This is a genomic window from Bacillus sp. FSL W8-0223 (assembly GCF_038006805.1).
GTDB classification, from domain to species: Bacteria; Bacillota; Bacilli; order Bacillales; family DSM-4216; genus Bacillus_O; species Bacillus_O smithii.
The window spans coordinates 638,839-658,086 of the sequence record NZ_JBBOVX010000001.1 but is presented as its reverse complement, the minus strand read 5'-3'; the positions used below and the strand labels follow the sequence as shown (position 1 = coordinate 658,086).

Annotated in this window: 14 protein-coding genes; 9 read left to right on the top strand and 5 right to left on the bottom strand. The window is 42.1% G+C overall.

Annotated features, from left to right (window positions below):
* Positions 1-19: 19 nt before the first annotated feature.
* Positions 20-1,462 (bottom strand): glucose-6-phosphate dehydrogenase, encoded by a 1,443-nt coding sequence (zwf, locus tag NST81_RS03420; RefSeq protein ID WP_341028423.1) that lies wholly within the window; start codon positions 1,460-1,462, stop codon positions 20-22.
* Positions 1,463-2,042: 580 nt separating this feature from the next.
* Positions 2,043-2,441 (bottom strand): winged helix-turn-helix transcriptional regulator, encoded by a 399-nt coding sequence (locus NST81_RS03415; RefSeq protein WP_048624369.1) that lies wholly within the window; start codon positions 2,439-2,441, stop codon positions 2,043-2,045.
* Here NST81_RS03415 and hxlA point away from each other — a divergent pair.
* The 8 genes from hxlA to NST81_RS03375 all read left to right on the top strand — a co-directional run bounded on the left by hxlA (position 2,407) and on the right by NST81_RS03375 (position 13,558).
* Positions 2,407-3,039, top strand: coding sequence for a 3-hexulose-6-phosphate synthase (gene hxlA, locus NST81_RS03410; protein ID WP_118499157.1), 633 nt, complete (start codon positions 2,407-2,409; stop codon positions 3,037-3,039). The genes NST81_RS03415 and hxlA overlap by 35 nt on opposite strands.
* A gap of 5 nt (positions 3,040-3,044) precedes the next feature.
* Complete coding sequence (gene hxlB, locus NST81_RS03405; RefSeq protein ID WP_003353965.1) at positions 3,045-3,602, top strand: 6-phospho-3-hexuloisomerase; 558 nt, start codon at positions 3,045-3,047, stop codon at positions 3,600-3,602.
* An 812-nt stretch (positions 3,603-4,414) separates the two neighbouring features.
* Complete coding sequence (gene mmgD, locus NST81_RS03400; RefSeq protein WP_003353966.1) at positions 4,415-5,521, top strand: citrate synthase; 1,107 nt, start codon at positions 4,415-4,417, stop codon at positions 5,519-5,521.
* 94 nt (positions 5,522-5,615) lie between these two features.
* Positions 5,616-7,064 (top strand): bifunctional 2-methylcitrate dehydratase/aconitate hydratase, encoded by a 1,449-nt coding sequence (locus tag NST81_RS03395; RefSeq protein WP_341028418.1) that lies wholly within the window; start codon positions 5,616-5,618, stop codon positions 7,062-7,064.
* 249 nt (positions 7,065-7,313) lie between these two features.
* Positions 7,314-8,237, top strand: coding sequence for a methylisocitrate lyase (gene prpB / locus NST81_RS03390; RefSeq protein ID WP_003353969.1), 924 nt, complete (start codon positions 7,314-7,316; stop codon positions 8,235-8,237).
* A 1,030-nt stretch (positions 8,238-9,267) separates the two neighbouring features.
* The gene (locus NST81_RS03385; RefSeq protein WP_341028416.1) at positions 9,268-10,416 is read left to right on the top strand and encodes an iron-containing alcohol dehydrogenase; all 1,149 of its coding nucleotides are present in this window, start codon (positions 9,268-9,270) and stop codon (positions 10,414-10,416) included.
* A 3-nt stretch (positions 10,417-10,419) separates the two neighbouring features.
* Positions 10,420-12,075 carry a sensor histidine kinase gene (locus tag NST81_RS03380; protein ID WP_341028415.1) on the top strand — a complete coding sequence of 552 codons (1,656 nt, stop codon included), beginning with the start codon at positions 10,420-10,422 and terminating at the stop codon, positions 12,073-12,075.
* A 25-nt stretch (positions 12,076-12,100) separates the two neighbouring features.
* The gene (locus NST81_RS03375; RefSeq protein WP_341028414.1) at positions 12,101-13,558 is read left to right on the top strand and encodes a sigma-54-dependent transcriptional regulator; all 1,458 of its coding nucleotides are present in this window, start codon (positions 12,101-12,103) and stop codon (positions 13,556-13,558) included.
* A 170-nt stretch (positions 13,559-13,728) separates the two neighbouring features.
* Here NST81_RS03375 and adhP read toward each other — a convergent pair whose 3' ends face one another.
* From adhP to NST81_RS03360, 3 genes are all read right to left on the bottom strand, one after another.
* A complete protein-coding gene (adhP, locus tag NST81_RS03370) occupies positions 13,729-14,751 on the bottom strand; it encodes an alcohol dehydrogenase AdhP (protein WP_003353974.1) in 1,023 nt (340 codons plus the stop codon).
* Positions 14,752-15,160: 409 nt separating this feature from the next.
* The gene (locus NST81_RS03365; RefSeq protein WP_341028412.1) at positions 15,161-16,732 is read right to left on the bottom strand and encodes a class I adenylate-forming enzyme family protein; all 1,572 of its coding nucleotides are present in this window, start codon (positions 16,730-16,732) and stop codon (positions 15,161-15,163) included.
* 361 nt (positions 16,733-17,093) lie between these two features.
* A complete protein-coding gene (locus NST81_RS03360) occupies positions 17,094-18,062 on the bottom strand; it encodes a carbon-nitrogen hydrolase family protein (protein WP_048622640.1) in 969 nt (322 codons plus the stop codon).
* 403 nt (positions 18,063-18,465) lie between these two features.
* Between NST81_RS03360 and NST81_RS03355 the strand changes: the two genes are divergently transcribed.
* Positions 18,466-18,954: a VanZ family protein gene (locus NST81_RS03355; RefSeq protein ID WP_003353977.1), complete on the top strand. Its 489-nt coding sequence runs from the start codon at positions 18,466-18,468 to the stop codon at positions 18,952-18,954.
* Positions 18,955-19,248: the final 294 nt, after the last annotated feature.

The window sequence follows — 19,248 nt, the reverse complement described above, 5'->3', positions numbered from 1 at the left end:
CCCCCGCCTATTGGTTTTACTACCAACGAAATCCGTCCTCTGCCAATAATTGTTGAGAGGCCTCCGGCCCCATGGAACCGGAAGGATAGGAATGGAGAGGAACCAGATTTTCTTCAAAGGCTTCTAAAATCGGTTGAACCCATTTCCAAGACAACTCTACTTCTTTCCAATGAGCGAAGAACGTCGAGTCCCCAAGCAAAGCATCGAACAGCAACAGTTCATACGCTTCGGGTACATCCTTCTGATTCGCCGAAAAATCGACTTGGACCGGTTCGATTTGATCGCGGTGGACCGGATTTTTCCGATTGAGTTGGAACGAGACGCCTTCCACCGGATTGACATGAATCACTAATAAGTTTGGCTCCGCTTGTTGAGATTCAACCGTATGCGAATGTTTAAATTCAAGGACAATGCGGGTCGATTTTTCCTTCATTCTTTTTCCCGTACGGATATAAAAAGGGACTCCCCGCCAAGCATCGTTGTCAATCCATAAGCGTGTCGCCACAAACGTATCGTTCGTGGAAGAAGGCGGAATGCCCGGCTCTTCTGTATACCCTACAACAGGTTCCCCTTGAATCTCCCCCGGTCCATATTGTCCGCGAACGACGTGTTGGCGGACGTCTTCTTTCCGCAATGGACGAAGGTTTTCCAAGACCTTTCTTTTCTCCTTGCGAATGTCTTCGGCGCTAAAGCGGTTGGGCAGCTGCATGGCCGTCATCATCACCAACTGCATCATGTGATTTTGAACCATGTCTCGAATAGCGCCCGCTTGATCATAATAGCCGGCTCTTTCTTCCACTCCCACCGTTTCACTGGCCGTAATTTGGACATTGGCAATATGTTGATGGTTCCATAGCGCTTGCAGCGCCGGATTGGCAAATTTCAACGCTTCCAGGTTTTGAACCATCGACTTGCCAAGATAGTGGTCAATCCGATAAATTTCTTCTTCTTCAAAAAATCGGCTTAATTTTTCATTCAACTCTTGAGCCGATTTCAAATCGTGTCCAAACGGTTTTTCAATAATGAGGCGTTTCCACCCTTTAGTAGAACCCAATCCACTTTGTTGGATGTTTTTCGCAATCACGTCAAAAAAGGTTGGCGCAACAGAAAGATAAAACAATCGATTTTCAGGAATGTTCAATTCCTTCTCACGCCGTTGAACCAGTTCGAGCAAAACATTAAACCCTTCTGCATCGGTTACATCCAAACTGCAGTAGCGGAAGGCTTTCAAAAACTCTTCCTTTCGGGAATCATCCATAACGGGACGTCTGGAAAATGTTTTGATTGAATCCTCCACCAGCGCTTGAAAATATTCATCCGTCCAATCTCTTCGACCAACACCAATGACGGAAAAGGAATCTGGCATTTTTTGATCGAGAAATAAATTATATAAAGCAGGGAATATTTTTCTTTTCGCTAAATCCCCTGACGCTCCAAACAAGACCAAGCTCATAGAATTCATTTATATCCCTCCTGATCAAACAGACTCTAAAACGTTGGATCCCCTTGCTTTGAAAACAGGCGATTTCATTTTTTCCATACTTGACCAGATAGCAAGACCAAATCTCTGATGAATTGGATCTTTTTTCCATTTCGGTCATTTCTCTCACATCCGACATCTAAACTTTCGTGAGAATGTATACGAGTTAGTTTTCTCTTTCATATACAAACGATGCCTATTCAAAATAAATTCTGCCTTCCAACGCCTTAGAGATAGAAAGAACATGCTTTCATGCATGCTTCATTGTTTCAGCAATGGTAAGTATAATACGTATCGATCGAATTTGTAAGTACGCACTTTTTAATCATATAGTTACAAAAATAATATATAGTGTAAATAAAAATACCTACTCATCTTTATAAAAGGTAATGTATAAGACCCAAATGGATTCCAAAGCTAGCGGCTTTTAAAGTATGAAGCCCGATTTTCGAAAGGAACATTTCTAAACAAAAAAGGCCACGAACAACAACATTTACAAGAAAAGTTGTTGTTCGTGGCTTTTTCATATCTATATTTTTTTCATCCTGTTTTAGAATGAACTTTATTTATTAACGACTTCTTTTGTTTCTGTTGTTTCTGGATGTTGGCCAAGAACCGTTTCCATATAATTTTTTCCCCATTGATACATGGACTCAAGAATCGGCATCAAGCTCTTTCCATACTCTGTCAAAGAGTATTCTACTTTCGGCGGAACAACAGGATAAACTTCGCGATGAACGATAAGGTCTTCTTCCAGCTCACGCAATTGGTTCACCAGCATTCTTTGTGTAATACCAGGCATAAGAGCTTTTAGTTCGCTAAATCGCTTAGTTCCCTCTCTGCCTAAATGCCATAAAATCAGCATTTTCCACTTTCCGCCGATGACTGCGAGCGTTAATTCTTTTTCACAAAGGAGTGAAAAAAGAATGGAATTACAATTAGCATTAGATTTAGTTGACATTCCAGAAGCAATAGAAATAGTAAAAGAAGTTGAGGAATATATTGATATTGTCGAAATCGGTACTCCGGTTGTAAAAATTTGGGGGCTTGAAGCCGTTAAACAAATGAAAGAAGCATTCCCAAATCTAAGAGTATTAGCTGATTTAAAAACAATGGATGCCGCTGCGTATGAAGTGATGAAAGCATCCGAAGCCGGCGCCGATATCGTGACCGTTCTTGCAGCTGCTGAAGATTTAACCATCAAGGGCGCTGTAGAAGAAGCGAAAAAACAAGGCAAACAAGTCCTTGTTGACATGATCGCCGTAAAAAATTTAGAAGAACGTGCAAAAGAAATCGATGCTATGGGCGTAGATTACATTTGCGTTCATACCGGCTACGATCTTCAAGCAGTAGGTAAAAACTCTTTTGAAGATCTTAAGAAAATTAAAGCTGTCGTTAAAAATGCAAAAACAGCTATTGCCGGCGGTATCAAATTAGAAACACTGCCAGAAGCTATTAAAGCACAACCAGATCTTGTCATTGTCGGCGGCGGTATCGCTGGACAAAAAGATAAAAAAGCTGTAGCAGCTAAAATGAAAGAAATGTTACAACAAGGTTGAGGCCTATGAAGACGACTCAATATTTAGGTGAAATCTTAAAAGAGTTAAGTCGTACGGTTGATCTCATTTCGGATGAAGAAGCAGAAAAATTGGTAGATAAAATTCTCGAATCCAAGAAAATTTTCGTAGCCGGCGCCGGCCGATCAGGATTTATGGCGAAATCTTTTGCCATGCGAATGATGCACATGGGATTAGATGCCTATGTCATAGGCGAAACCGTCACTCCCAACTATGAAAAAGAAGACCTTTTAATTATTGGATCGGGTTCGGGAGAAACGAAAAGCCTAGTTTCCATGGCAGAAAAAGCCAAAAAAATCGGCGGAAGCATAGCAGCAGCCACCATTTTCCCCGAATCGACCATTGGTCAACTGGCGGATATTACTGTAAAGTTACCCGGATCACCAAAAGATCAATCGGATAACGATTACAAAACCATACAACCAATGGGGTCGCTTTTCGAACAAACATTGTTATTGTTTTATGACGCCATCATCTTGAGAGTCATGGAGAAAAAAGGATTGGATTCCAATACGATGTTTGGAAGACATGCTAATTTAGAATAGAGTTTCCTCTCTCGAACTTTTAGAGACCGTAAATGGTTCTTGGAACGATTTGCGGTCTCTTTTTGTAGAATAGTTTTCATATTTTATTCTTATAATGAAGCGATCCTCCTTCCCTCCCTTTCCCCTTTTTTCTCTTTAGAGGAAGAATGATAAGAAGAAGCACGCATTTTTATTCTAAAAACGGAGTTAAATAGGTTGTATCAACTGATATTTCCATTATAAAATAAAAGAAAATTTATAATTTTTTGTTTTATTTTTAAAAATGTGATATAGTATAAATGAAAAAGAAATTCTGTGTTATATATCAGGTATGATGATCATCAATCGTTGAAGCGGCAAAAAATCCGACGATCCGCTTCTATGAAAACCGGCATCGTGGCATCATCAGCAAATCTACCTGATTGGAAACGGCCGAAACTATAAAAATAGGAGATGCTAAGAGCAGAGATCAATAGGAATTTTCAAGAAGTCCCATAGGGATTTCAACTTTTTGAAAGGAATCTTTTTTCTATTAGACCGGAATTCTATTAGATTAGAAAATCTTTGCTTTAAGAGAAATTTTTAAAACAGACTTTTTGAAAGCGTTTAATAAGCTAGGATTAAATCTTGACACTGCGAAAACTAACTCTTTCTTCGCAATATCAGTTCATATTCATGTGAGCTTGTTTGTATATGTCAGCAAAGATTCACACTGTCACATCCTATGATTCGAGGCATAAACTAATAAAAAAATTGCAGATGGGCAAATCCATCACACTACCCAGAGATGAGAGGACCATAGAATACAGAATATTCTGAAGGAGTGAAATAATTTGGAATTTCGTCCTGGATTAGAAGGCATTATTGCTGCTGAAACCGGAATTTCATTTCTTGATGTGGAAAATGAAGAGATTGTTGTTCGCGGGTATGATTTGATCGAGTTGGCAGAAAACAAGACGTATCTTGATGTTGCTTACTTATTAATTGAAGAAAAGCTTCCTTCTGATCAAGAAAGAGCTCGTTTTGAATCGGAAATTAAATCAAACAGCGATCTTCCAAAAGAGCTGATTGAAATATTGTCGCTCCTCCCTAAAACGACGCACCCAATGGATGCTCTTAGAACCGGCATCTCGGTTTTATCCGGCTTTGATTCTCTTATCGACGATCGAAGCGAATCCGCCAATAAACAAAAAACGATCAAGCTGCTTGGCCAAATACCGACCATTGTCGCAAGCAGTTATCGATTAATGAACAATCAACAAGTAGTTCCAAGCGATCCGAAGCTTTCCTACACGGCGAATTTCCTTTACATTCTCACAGGAAAAAAACCGACGGAACTGGAGGCGAAAATTTTTGATCGCTCGCTCGTAGCCTATATCGAACATGAAATGCCGAATTCCACTTTTACAGCCAGAGTCATCTCTTCCACATATTCTGATTTATATGGCGCACTGACAGGAGCCGTTTCCTCTTTAAAAGGGCACCTTCACGGCGGAGCCAACGAAGCCGTTATGTATATGCTGGAAGAAGCCGGAACGAAAGAAAACTATGAGAATCTTCTCCATCGTAAATTAGCGAATAAAGAGCGGATTATGGGATTTGGCCACCGGGTCTACATGAAAAAAATGGATCCACGGGCATTGTTGATGAAAAAAGCGCTTCAATCATTAAGCGAGGCACGCGGAGATACGCGTCTGTTGGAAATGTGTGAAGCGGGCGAAAAAATTATGCGGGAAGAAAAAGGTCTGTATCCTAATCTGGACTATTATGCCGCTCCCGTCTATTACATGCTGAATATTCCGATTGAACTTTACACACCTATTTTCTTTGCCGCCCGAACAGCGGGGCTATGTGCTCATGTAATCGAACAGCATAACAACAACCGTCTGTTCCGGCCACGCGTCAAGTATGTCGGCGAGCGCCATCTGCAAACGAACTGATCCTAAACAGATTTATACGCTCACCAGTAGAGGAATTTGGGCAGAAATTCCTCTCCTTTAATTATATCATTTTACTTTAGAAAGGAAGAGGCCGATGGGTGAAGTTTTAGTAAAAAATAATGAAAAACAACAAGTGGATCCTTTGCTCAATGAAATTGCGGATTACGTATTGGATAAAGAAATTAAAAGCAATGAGGCTTTCGAAACCGCTCGCTATGTGCTCATAGACACGCTCGGCTGCGGAATTCTTGCTCTTCGCTACCCGGAATGCACCAAACTTTTGGGGCCTATCGTTCCAGGTACGATTGTTCCAAACGGATCTCGTGTTCCGGGGACATCATACGTGTTGGATCCGGTACAAGGTGCGTTTAACATCGGCTGTATGATTCGCTGGCTTGATTATAATGACACATGGCTTGCAGCAGAATGGGGACATCCTTCCGATAACTTAGGCGGTATTTTAGCAGTTGCTGATTACATCAGCCGCTCGAACGTTGCCCAAGGAAAAGAACCGTTAAAAATGCGCGCCGTGCTGGAAGCCATGATCAAAGCTCATGAAATTCAAGGAGTGCTCGCTCTTGAAAACAGTCTGAACCGCGTTGGTCTCGACCATGTTTTATTTGTCAAAGTCGCTTCGACAGCCGTTGTCACAAAGCTTCTCGGAGGAAAAAGGGAAGAAATCATTAACGCCCTTTCCAATGCCTGGATCGACAATTCGAGCTTACGTACATATCGTCATGCTCCTAATACGGGTTCACGCAAGTCATGGGCTGCCGGTGATGCAACAAGCCGTGCCGTTCGCCTGGCGCTGATGTCCTTAAAAGGAGAAATGGGCTATCCAACGGCTCTGTCCGCTCCAAACTGGGGATTTGAGGATGTTTTGTTCCGTGGACAAAAACTGAAGCTTGTTCGCCCATTTGAATCGTATGTCATGGAAAACGTACTGTTTAAAATTTCTTATCCTGCAGAATTCCATGCTCAAACTGCTGTTGAATGCGCAATTGAACTTCATCCCGAAGTAAAAGATCGATTAGACGAGATTGAAGAAGTGACGATTACGACACATGAATCCGCCATCCGTATTATCGATAAAACCGGACCACTTCACAATCCGGCCGATCGCGATCACTGCATCCAGTATATCACTGCTGTCGGCCTCATTTACGGCGACTTAACGGCTGATCATTATGAAGACGAAATCGCATCAGACCCAAGAATCGATGCACTTCGTGAAAAAATGACCGTCGTGGAAAACAAACAATACAGCAAAGACTATCTCGATCCGGAAAAACGTTCCATCGCGAACGCTGTTCAAATTCGCTTTAAAGACGGAACGGAAACGCGTCAAGTCGTTCGGGAGTACCCAATCGGCCACCGCTTCCGCAGAGAAGAAGCCATACCGAAACTATTGAAAAAATACGAAAGCAACCTGGAAACCCGGTTCACAGACAAACAAATCAATCGTATTCTGGAAGTTTCTACGGATCAAGAACGCCTTGAAACAATGAATGTTCATGAATTCGTCGATCTATTCGTCCTTTAACACGTTTCAAAAGGAGTCTCCTGCTTTCATCCCCAAAATGAAAGCAGGAGATGAATCAGGCTTTTCGAAACTCAAGACACCTCCCGAACCAGAATGGCGATTTGAATATGGCCTTCATGGTGTCATAAAACTCCCGCTTCAAATGAAACACCGTGGAGGGTGATTTGTTATTTCATACTAACTAATTGCAAGCAATGGATATGAATTCAAACAAACGAATGGTCTTAATCATTGAAAGAAGGTGGTTTTATGGTTTGGGTTGTTGAACACGAATCAACACAAGAAGAGTTGGCAGAACGGTTTCGAACTTTAATGAACGCTCCTGACATTTTGCAAATTCCCGGGGCGCACGATGGAATGGCAGCCCTTATAGCCAGAAGGGTCGGTTTTCAAGCCCTTTATTTATCCGGCGGAGCCTTTACGGCAAGCCAAGGGCTGCCTGATCTGGGCATCGTGACATCTGAAGAAGTGGCTCGCCGTGCCCGTGAACTCGTTCGAGCAGCCAATCTGCCTGTTCTCGTAGACATTGATACCGGATTTGGCGGTGTCCTCAATGTAGCCCGAACGGCTCGTGAAATGGTCGAAGCTCGCGTGGCGGCCGTTCAAATCGAAGATCAGGAACTTCCTAAAAAATGCGGTCATTTAAATGGAAAAAAACTTGTATCCGATGAGGAAATGATGCAAAAAATTCAGGCCATTAAACAAGTGGCACCGTCTCTTGTGATCGTCGCGCGAACGGACGCTTATGCCGTGGAAGGACTCGACCGAGCGATCGAACGGGCGCAGCGATATGTAGAAGCAGGAGCAGATGCCATTTTTCCGGAAGCTCTTACGAAGAAAGAAGAGTTTTTGAAGATGAAGCAAGCCGTTTCGGTCCCGCTTCTTGCCAATATGACAGAGTTCGGGCGTACACCTTATTATACGGCTGAAGAATTTGCGTCTTTCGGCTATGCGATGGTCATTTATCCTGTTACTTCGCTTCGCGTGGCAGCAAAGGCCTATGAGCGGGTTTTCCAAACCATTCTCGAAACCGGCACGCAAAAAAGCGAACTGGACAATATGCAAACGCGAAAAGAATTGTATGAAACAATTCATTATTATGATTTTGAAGAACTCGATCAAACCATTGCCAAAACGGTTCTTCCGGATGAACAGCCTTTACCGGACGATTGATCGATTCATCCCCTGCCACGTACAATTCTTTTCAACGTGGATGGAAAAGTTCTGAATCTTTCAATCATCCAATGATTTGTTTTCTTTCGTTGTCATGAAATCGAGTAGGAGGGAGCGATTAACTCCCGTCCTCTCACACCACCGTACGTACGGTTCCGTATACGGCGGTTCAATTAAGATAATGGACGCAAGTCTTTATAACTTCCGTGAATAGCTGTTCTCTTTATGCCAGTGGTCACTCCACCCTCCAAGAGGTCTCCCACGGGATTCACCGCTTCCTCCCTCAAGTGAGGTACTACGTTTTCTGTGTTCATCATGACTCACTGAATACCAAGGGCTATTCTCTCTTAATTGTTCGGTCCTTCTTAGTTGTTCTAGACCAACTAATACTATGACCTCTGCTGACTTCTGACGGTTCAGCTACTTATCACTAAGTAGGTTATGAAGAGTACTTCACATATCCGCCAGACCTCCCCGGGTAAGTACATGCACTTTCACACCATCTATCCGCCTCATTTACTCGATATGACCTTCGACAGAAAGAGCTTTGTTTTGTTATGCAAACTCACTCCATCATACCTAGCCTTATATGAGGTTCGTGTTCCTCGGACCGGTGTTTTGCCTCCAGCTTCCTTCAGATTCCGCGTCACCACGGACACCCTTGCTCTTGGCTAACCTCTACTTCTGTCTTCGGGGTTCGGGACTTACACCCTATAGTTCATGTACATGCCGGGCGCACATAAAGAGAAGCAGTTGACCATGCCGCTGCTTCTCTTTATTAAACATGACGAGTGCATAAGATTCACTAACGAATAACCTCTTTTTCAAATGTACAAGCATTCGAATCTTTTAATATCCTTTTTTACATCAAGAAATCTATTCTTCCCATTTTGTGAAAATCCCTTCTTCGTTTCATTTTGAACCATCTTCTTATTCTCCGTCCGTATCCAACAAGACAAGTTGGACTCAAAAGAAATGAATTTTAGCCCAATCAAAGGAAAAGTATAAGCCGTACATTGGGGGATTTAGAATGATGATACATAAATTTGTTATGCCGGAAGTGATTTTTGGAAATCATTCCATTCATCAAGTCGGCGAAAGCTGTCTTAGGCTTGGCGCCACAAACGTATTCATTGTCAGTGATCCGGGTGTCATGGAAGCCGGTTGGCTGGAAGTTGTGATAAAGAGCTGCAAACAAGCCGGGCTGAAATACTCCACATTTTATGATGTCACGGTGAATCCAAAAGATAAGGAAGTTGAAAATGGCGCTGCCCTGTATGTCGATAATGAATGCGACGCCATTATCGGAATAGGCGGCGGAAGTTCCATCGATGTAGCAAAAGCGATTGCGATCCTTGTCGCCAACGGCGGTCATATTCACGATTATGAAGGAGTCGATAAAATCCAAAAACCCCTCCCCCCACAAGTGATGGTTCCTACAACGGCCGGTTCCGGTTCAGAAGTATCGCAGTTTTCGATCATATTAGATACAAAAGGACAAAAAAAGATGACCATCGTATCGAAATCTCTCGTTCCGGATATTGCGATTGTCGATCCTGAAACATTAACAACAAAAAACGCCCATTTGACAGCTTCCACCGGTTTAGACGTCTTATCCCACGGAATTGAAGCGTATGTCAGTTTAGCATCGACACCTTTAACAGATGTTCAAGCGAAAAATGCCATTACGTTAGTGGCCCAATATTTGCGCCCTTCGGTTGCATCCAAACTCAATATGGAAGCGAAAACCAATATGGCGATGGCCAGTTTACAAGCGGGCCTCTCTTTTTCCAACGCTATTTTGGGAGCTGTACATGCGATGTCCCATGCCATCGGCGGGCGGTTTCCGGTGCATCACGGCGATGTCAATTCCGTTCTGTTGCCCCATGTGATGGAATACAATTTGATCGCCAATCCGAAGAAATTTGCCGATATTGCTTCATTTCTTGGGATCGACACCCGTGGCCTCACCTATATGGAAGCAGGAAAAAAAGCCATTGACTATGTTAAAGAATTAGCCATTGATATCGGAGCTCCTCAAAAATTGTCGGAAATGGGGATAGAAAAAGAAACGATACAAGAAATGAGTCAAATTGCCTTAAATGACGCCTGCATGATCACAAACCCGAGAGACATAACCATTGAGGATATTGAAGAATTATTCAGAAAGGCTTGGTGACTCATGAAGATACACGATCAGAAGAAAATGATGAGTCTCTTAACGGGGGTCCAGTCTTCCAAAAAAAGTTATTATACCGAATTAAAAAAAATGGTCACGGAATTAAAAAAGAAAAATACGCAGCTAGAAATCATAAACGAAGTGACCAAAAGTTTTAATATCGATATGTCCATGGATGAATTAATGAAAAACCTTTTTGATAAATTAAATCAAATTTTCCCGTGCGAAAGAATCAGCTTATCTTTATATAAACATCAAGAATTAATGATAAGCAATGCTTACCCGGCGCAGTCCTTATATTTCCCGATCGGTTTTTCTCTGCCGAAGGAAAACTCGCTCTATTGGAACGTCATTCAATCCCTGCAAATGACTTTTTACCAAGTCCGGAATAAAAAGGATTCTTTTATTGAAAACAAAGTGTACGAATCATTAGGAATTCAAAGTGTTTTATTAATTCCCTTAACGAGTAAAGAAAAAATCATTGGTCTTTTAAGCGTCGGAAGCAAAAGCACCCTCCAATATGAGAAAGATGATCTTTCCTTTTTTCAACAACTGGGTGATCAATTAGCTGTTTGTATAGAAAATGCCCAGCTTTATCAAGAAGTGCTCACGAGTAAAAAAGAATGGGAAGAAACGTTCCGGGCTGTTTCCGAAATGATACTGGTCGTTGACTTACACGGAAATCTTCTGAATTATAATGACTCGGCACAAGAATTCTTTTCATTGCCTGCGCAGAAAAAAACGAACGAAAACATCCATTCGCTATTATCCATGGATATTCATGACAGCCCGATATTGGAAAGTCTTCAAACGAAAAAACCCGTTCACAGGCAAATTCATATTCAACAGCGTGTATGTGAACTCCATTCCTACCCGATATTTAATGAAAGCCAAAACATGTATGCCATCATTGTTTATATCAATGACATCACAGAAAAATCCCGGATTGAGGCTCAATTAGTTCAATCAGGGAAGCTTGCGGCCATTGGCGAAATGGCGGCAGGAATTGCCCACGAGCTTAACAACCCATTAACCGCCATCTTAGGAAACGCCCAACTATTATTAAGATCGGTATCAAAGGAAAATCGCTCCTATCAACTGTTGACCGATATTTTTACATGCGGTAAACGATGCAAAACCATTATTCAAAATTTATTGACGTTCTCAAGACAAGATGAATATAGGTTTGAAGATTGTTCCATCAATGAAGCAGTCGAGCAAGTATTAGGATTAGTCGGTTACCAGATTCGCAAACAAAATATCCTGATCCAAAAAACGCTGGATGACTCCATTGGCACTGTTGAAGGAAACGCACAACAAATCGGACAAATCATTTTAAATCTGTTAATCAATGCAAAAGATGCTTTAGAAGAGACCGATGTGCCGAAAAAAGTGATTAAGATCCGCACATCGACGGTCAAAGAAAAAGGGAAACAATGGGTTCTTCTTTCGGTCGCAGATAACGGCAAAGGAATAAGCAAACAGCATTTACAAGAAATTTTCAATCCATTTTTTACGACAAAACGGCCCGGAAAAGGAACAGGACTTGGTCTTTCCGTCAGTTTAGGGATCGCAGAAGCTCACGGTGGAACAATTGAGGTAAAAAGTGAACTCGGAAAAGGAAGCCAATTCCTTTTAAAGCTGCCTGCCAAACATTAAAAAGATCATTCGGGGGTTGGAAGATATGGCCAATATTCTTGTCATTGACGATGAAACGGAAGTCGGTACATTCTTTTTGCATTTTCTTGAGGAAAAAGGATTTCACGTAAAGATTGGATACAACGGGAAAGATTTTCGACGTCTCCTCCAAGAACAAGCATTTGATTTGGCTTTCATCGATGTAAAATTGCCTGATGCCAACGGTTTAGATTTATTAAAACAGATGAAAAAAACGACCCCTTCTTGCCAAGTGATAGTCATGACCGGCTACAGTACGGTGAAAACAGCGATCGAAGCGATTAAAAACGGAGCCAGCGATTATATCGAGAAACCGTTTGACGATCTTGACCAATTGGAAACATTAATCGAAGAATTATTGAACACCCGGTCCACATCGTCTGATCACGACATGTATAAGTTGTCAGAATCGCTAGGCTTTATAATAGGAAAAAACAAAGAAATGAATGATTTGGTGAAGCTAGCCTACAAAATTGCCAAGAAAAATGTCAACGTGCTGATAGAAGGAGAAACCGGAACCGGAAAAGAAGTGTTAGCGCATTTTATCCACAGCGCCAGCATGCGTTCTGACCAACCATTTATCGGAATCAACTGCGGAGCGATTTCAGAAACCCTTCTGGAAAGCGAATTGTTTGGACATGAAAAAGGAGCCTTCACAGGAGCCGTAAAAGAGAAAAAAGGAATTTTTGAAATTGCGAACAAAGGCACTTTATTTCTGGACGAAATTGGAGAGGCTTCTCTTTCGACTCAAGTAAAACTTTTGCGGGTGTTAGAAACAGGAGAGTATTTTCGAGTAGGAGGGGAAACGATACGCAGGACCAATACGCGAATCCTCGCTGCTTCCCATGTCAATCTGGCTCAAGCGGTAGCCGAAAAAACATTTCGCGAAGACTTATTGTATCGTTTAGACGTGGTCAAATTATCCTTGCCTCCGTTGAGAAAAAGGATAGAAGATCTTCCCCTTCTCATAGAGTTCTTCTTACAAAAATTACAAACCCATCTTACTTTTTCTGAAGATACCATCGAACAAATGAAACAATATCATTGGCCGGGAAATATCCGTGAACTTCTGAATGTGATCAAAAGAACGGTCACATTGGCAGAAGGCGAAACCACGATCATTACTCCGAATTATTTGCCGGAAAAAATGAAAATGACAAACGATTCGCCGCAGATCAAATTATTGAATGAAAAAAAGGATCATGATGACGAGGCCGACCTTGAAGTATATTTAAACGAATGGACAAACTATATTCTGGAACTATGGAAAAACAACCGTGAAGTGGATTTGGAACAGGTGCTATCGTTAGTAAAAGAATTAGAATGGCAAATTGGTCGATCTTTCGTCATGAAAACATTAAAACAAACTGTCGGAAATCGAAAAAAAGCGGCAGAACAACTGAATATCTCGGTTCGAAAACTTCGCTATTTATTAAAAGAAAAAGGAGTTCATTCTGTTCAATAGATTCATATAAAGGTCCAGCGTTGAATAAGATTTCACAAGTTCTTTCAGGCACGCTTTTGAACAGATCGGTAACACGTCTAACGGCGTCTTCCGCCGTGGTCCTTCCCTTTTATCACGCAGGGAGCGATCCGTGGTATGTACTCGCTCCCTGCCATTCAGAAGATGACAAATTAGTTGGCTTCCCCAATTTTTAATACGATCCGTCCGTTAATTTGCCCTTTTTCCATTTTCTCAAATACTTCATTAATATCCTCTAACGGTGCCGTTTCGACAATGGGGCGAACTTTTCCGCGTGCAGCGAAATCTAAAGCTTCTTGCATATCTTTTCTTGTTCCGACAATCGAACCTCTTACCGTTACCCCGTTTAAAACGGTATCAAAAATCGGAATCGGCAATTCATCATTTGGCAATCCAACGACGACGAGAGTACCGCCTCGTTTTACGGATTGGTAAGCTTGTTCAAACGCTTTCCGGTTGACTGCCACGCTGACGGCCGCATGCACTCCGCCTAATTTTTCCCGAATCGTTTCGACCGGATCTTCTTTTAATCCATTGATCGCAATATCGGCCCCTAACTTTTTAGCCAATGCCGATTTTTCATCGCTAATATCCACAGCTACAACATTCAATCCCATCGCTTTGGCATATTGCAGCGCAATGTGGCCTAATCCTCCGATGCCGTATATCGCAACCCATTCCCCTGGTTTCGCGTTGGAAACCTTTAACGCTTTATACGTCGTCACTCCCGCACATAAAATCGGCGCCACTTCCACAGGATCCAAATGTTCCGGAATTTTCGCCACGTAGTCAGCAGGAGCTTTACAATACTCTGCATAACCACCGTCTACAGAATATCCGCCGTTCAATTGATGAGGACACAGAGTTTCTTGTCCGGTTAAACAATATTCACATTCCCCACATGCAGAATAAAGCCAAGGAATGCCGACGCGATCTCCCACTTTGATCGATCGAACTCCTTCACCGACTTCTACCACAATCCCTACTCCTTCATGCCCCGGTATTAAAGGAAGCTTCGGCTTTACCGGCCAGTCTCCGTGAGCCGCATGAAGATCCGTATGACATACACCGCACGCTTCAATTTTCACAAGCACTTCCCCATACTCTAATGTTGGTTTCTCCACATCTTTAATTTCCAATTTTTGTTTAAATGAATTCACAACAGCCGCTTTCATTTTCCCCTCTCCCCTTTCAATATGTTTCATCCATAGTCATGCAAAAAACGTGCCAACTGAAAAGATTGCTCCCCTCCATCTCCCTTTTTGTTTTTGTACCAAAATTTCGGCAAGATTGATCGAATATTTGTCATTTTTATCGTGAATTTGTCATCACCATAGAAAATCTATTCCTATCACTGCCCCAACCTCTTCTCCGTTTTTGCATTTGATCAAAAGAAAAAGAGAGCCGATCCATTTTCCTGGCCTCTTGCTCTCTTTTCTTTGATCCTATTTAACTAGTGAAGCTGATTTTAATAAGGCTAAAGAATACTGTCCATTATTGCACCATCGCCAAATGAGACCTGCTGAAAAAATGGCATCCTGCCATTCGACCCCTAGTGTGAATACTAGAAAATAAAACTTTTAACTACTTGCGTTTCGCGGCCCCCTTCTCGTAGAGGAATTTTTTCAACTCATGTTTCTGAATTTTACCGACGGAGGTTCTCGGAAACTCGTCGACAAAATGAATGGCTTCCGGAACTTTAAATTTGGCGAGCTTTTGTTTACAAACATCGATTATTTCTTGCTCGAAAAGATCGTATCCATCTTTTGCAATCACGAAAGCATGGATGGCTTCATCTCTTATTTCGTCAGGAACGCCAATAACAGCGCTTTCAAAAACACCTTCACATTGATTGATCACCTCTTCCACTTCACCGGCTGCTATATTTTCACCGGCACGCCTGATCATATCTTTTTGACGATCCACGAAGTAAAAAAATCCATCGTTGGGATCTTTCCGTGCGACATCGCCGGTATAGAGCCATCCGTCTTTTATGGTGCTGCTTGTCGCCTCTTCATTATGAAAATAGCCTTTCATGATGGTCCTCCCCGGAATTCCGTTCACGATGATTTGCCCCGCTTCGCCGTCTTTTACTTCATGACCGTTTTCGTCGACCAGCTTGACTCGATAACCGATCGTCGGTCGTCCCATGCTGCTGTTATTGTAATAGCCGTCCAACGGATTAATGAGCGGGGTGCCGACGGTTTCCGTCATCCCGTATAATTGCCGCAAAGATACACGGTATCGTTGTTCAAACTCACGGAGTTGTTCCCTTGTGATAGACTGTGCGAAAATAATCAGCCGCAATGAATGTTCAGCATCCGCAGACCGATAAGGCTTCTTTAAAATCATTTTTAAAGGGGCGGCAAACAACGATCCGACCGTTGCCCGCAATCGTTTCGCTTGTTGAAAGTAGCGGGAGGCGCTGAATCGTTCTGCTATCGCGATACTGGCTCCAACCGTCAATGCCGGCATCGCTAAGTAATATTGCCCATTCCCGTGGAACATCGGCAATACGATGAACACGCGGTCATCCGGGGACATCCTCAGTGTTTTGGACATGATTTCTCCCACGTAGATATAATTGGCATGAGTAAGCAAAACCCCTTTCGGTTTGGATGTCGTACCCGACGTATATAAAATGGAAGCAATGTCATCGCTCGATAAACGAGGAAAGGCAGTCAGTGGTTCTGTGTCATGGATGATGTTTTGAAGGCTCACTCCGTAGTCGTGCTCTTCGCTCCTTGCCAAAAACAAGCCGTTCAATTGATCTCGGAATCTCGTAAACTTATGGACATACTCTTTTTCCGTAATCACCAGTTTCGTTTCGGAATGTTCGAGCAAATAAGCCATTTCTTCAGCTGTCGATAAAACATTGGTAGGAACCATCACCGCTCCGATGGAAGTGACCGAAAACCAAGAAATCATAAAGTCGATTCCATTTGGCAGGTGAAGAAGTACTTTATTTCCTTTTTGAATGCCATACTGCTGCAAAGCACGGGCCAGACGACGGACTTTATCGAGAAACTCTTCATAAGTAAGCGAGCTGGTCTGCTCTTGTTGATCCTCAAACACAACAAACGTTTTCTTTGGATAAAGAGTGGCCATTTCCTTTAGTAATTGCGGAATGGTCCTGTTTCCAATAATGTCGGTCATACCCATTTCCCCTTTCTCAACAGCTTTCGCCTTTGTCGTCTCACCAACCATTACGAAAAGTTCTTTACTAAATTCTACGTCATTAGCTGACTTCCATTCCCGAAGATCACAGTCGAAAATCTATTTTCTTCATACGAATCTTTTTCCGCGAGATCTTCTCAGTTGTTCCTATTCCATCGATTGTTTCACCTCCAAACTTCACCGTTTTTATCATTTACCCTCAATATGCAATTGGCATACCAAAGCGGTTTTTGATAGAACATGATTGAAAAGATATTTTCATGCGGAATAAGCCCCCTTTTTAGTCGCAAGAAAAAGGGGCTTGAATTCCTCATATGCAAAATCTTTCATTGCTATTTCATCAAAAATGATTAGATCCTATCCACTTAACGCTGTCTTTCTTCTCTTCATTCACCAACAGCTGGAATACGTCCGGTCTTGAGTAATGCCCAACGACATCAAAATCAAATTGACTATAGGCGATCTCACGCAAATCAAGATCGGCGATTAAAATATCTTCTTTTCCATAGACAGGTTCATGAATATAGTTTCCAAGCGGTCCGACAATGGCGCTTCCGCCGATGCACATTTCATGTGGCGAAGACTCCAGCTCTTCATAGCACGCTAAATCCGTCGGGTACATATCCTTCGTCACATACTGATTGCAAGATAACACAAAACATCTTCCTTCAGCGGCAATATGACGAATCGTAGACTGCCACAGTTCTCTTGCATCCGCTGTCGGAGCAATATAAATTTGAACTCCTTTTGCATACATGGCCGTTCTCGCCAACGGCATATAATTTTCCCAACAAATTAATGCACCCATTCTTCCATAGGGCGTATCAATTACTGGCAGCGTGCTTCCATCCCCCTCTCCCCAAATAATGCGTTCAGAGGCAGTCGGTTTCATCTTCCGATGTTTTCCAAGCAAAGAGCCGTCCGGTCCGAAAAATAAAACCGTGCAGTATAAAGTTCCTCTACTAAATTCATGATCTCTTTCAATAACGCCGATCACAAGATACACTCCTGCCTTACGAGCCGCTTCTCCCAACCGTTCTGTCGTTTCACTGGGCACTGGTACAGAATTTTCCCAGTAGCGAAGCCAATCTTTTCGTCCTTCCGGTGAACGGCCGCCGACGCTCGTTCCAAAAGTCAGTCCTCTAGGATACGCCGGAATGAAAGCTTCCGGAAACACTACGATGCCAGCTCCTTTTTCCGCAGCCTCCTGAATCAACGAAATCGCTTTTTCCGTAGTAGCATCCCGATCCATGATCACAGAAGCCGCTTGTACAACCGCAACACGTACATTTGTATATTGATTTGTCATTTCCATACCTCCTGAACCAAATATAATATAATTATGAATCTTCAGAAAATAAATCACAAGCTATAAGAATATCTATCCACAAAGCGCAGTTATTCCTCCTTCTTCTCTCATATCCTAATTATACTTTGATAAACGGCAGGCCCCTATCTTTAATCAATCAAAATCCAGAAAGCCAGAATGACGAAGTCCATGGCTGCCGAAACCATAGGTGTTCGGATAAAAAAGAATCTCTTTACACTGGTGAAAGTTTAACAGTGCTCTCATTAGATCCTTCCTCTTTGTTCATTGGATGAAACAGAACAGTTACATTCTTTTCTTGACGGCTTGGTCCAATAGCCTCTCACCAGTCATTATTTTCATATGATATAATAGGGAAATAAAACCAGTCACTAGGAGCTTAGCAATGAACAAAACAGAAAACGGAATATCCAGTCTAAAAAAAGAAGAAAGGTACCACCGGCAAGAATCATTGAAATTCCTTGCCGTCATCTTATGGGGATTGTTCTTAGGCATCCATACATGGACCGAAAATTTGGAAGCGTTGCTGCGATTTCAAACCATTAAATTTGAATGGCATTCGTCCCCCGATTTTTTACAATTCTTTAACTTTTATGATATCCAGCTGATTCACCCCCATTGGTTTTGGATAAAACTTGGACACTTTACCGGCTTTGCCATCATGGATGTCCTTCTGTATATCTGGCTGAAAGATCATAAGCAGTCTATCTTGATTTCGGTCGCTTTTGCGTTCACCACCGAAATCTTGCAGCTTTTTTTCGGACGAGACGGCCGTTTATATGATCTACTGATTGATTCGTTCGGCGTATTAACCGTCTATTATCTTTTGAAGAAATCCACCATTTTTCAAAAAATCATCAGCCATTTTCTTTGATACTCTCTGATACAAAGGAGAGATTGTTAGAATAAAAAAGAAGGTACGTATACACGTTACCTTCAAATAGACAGTTACCAAACTAGTTCTTTTTTTCTGTATCACAGTGGACCAAACCTGTTCATTTCTCTTGAAAATCAAGAGAATCTAAAATTCAGATTTTCGTACCGCTAAAAAACACGGTTTTATGTAAGCTCTTTATACGTTCTCTCTTATTTTTACTCAATACTAGTTCCCTTTTCGATACTGGACTGCGGTTTTCGCTTCCAGTATTTTTATATGCTTTATACTCCG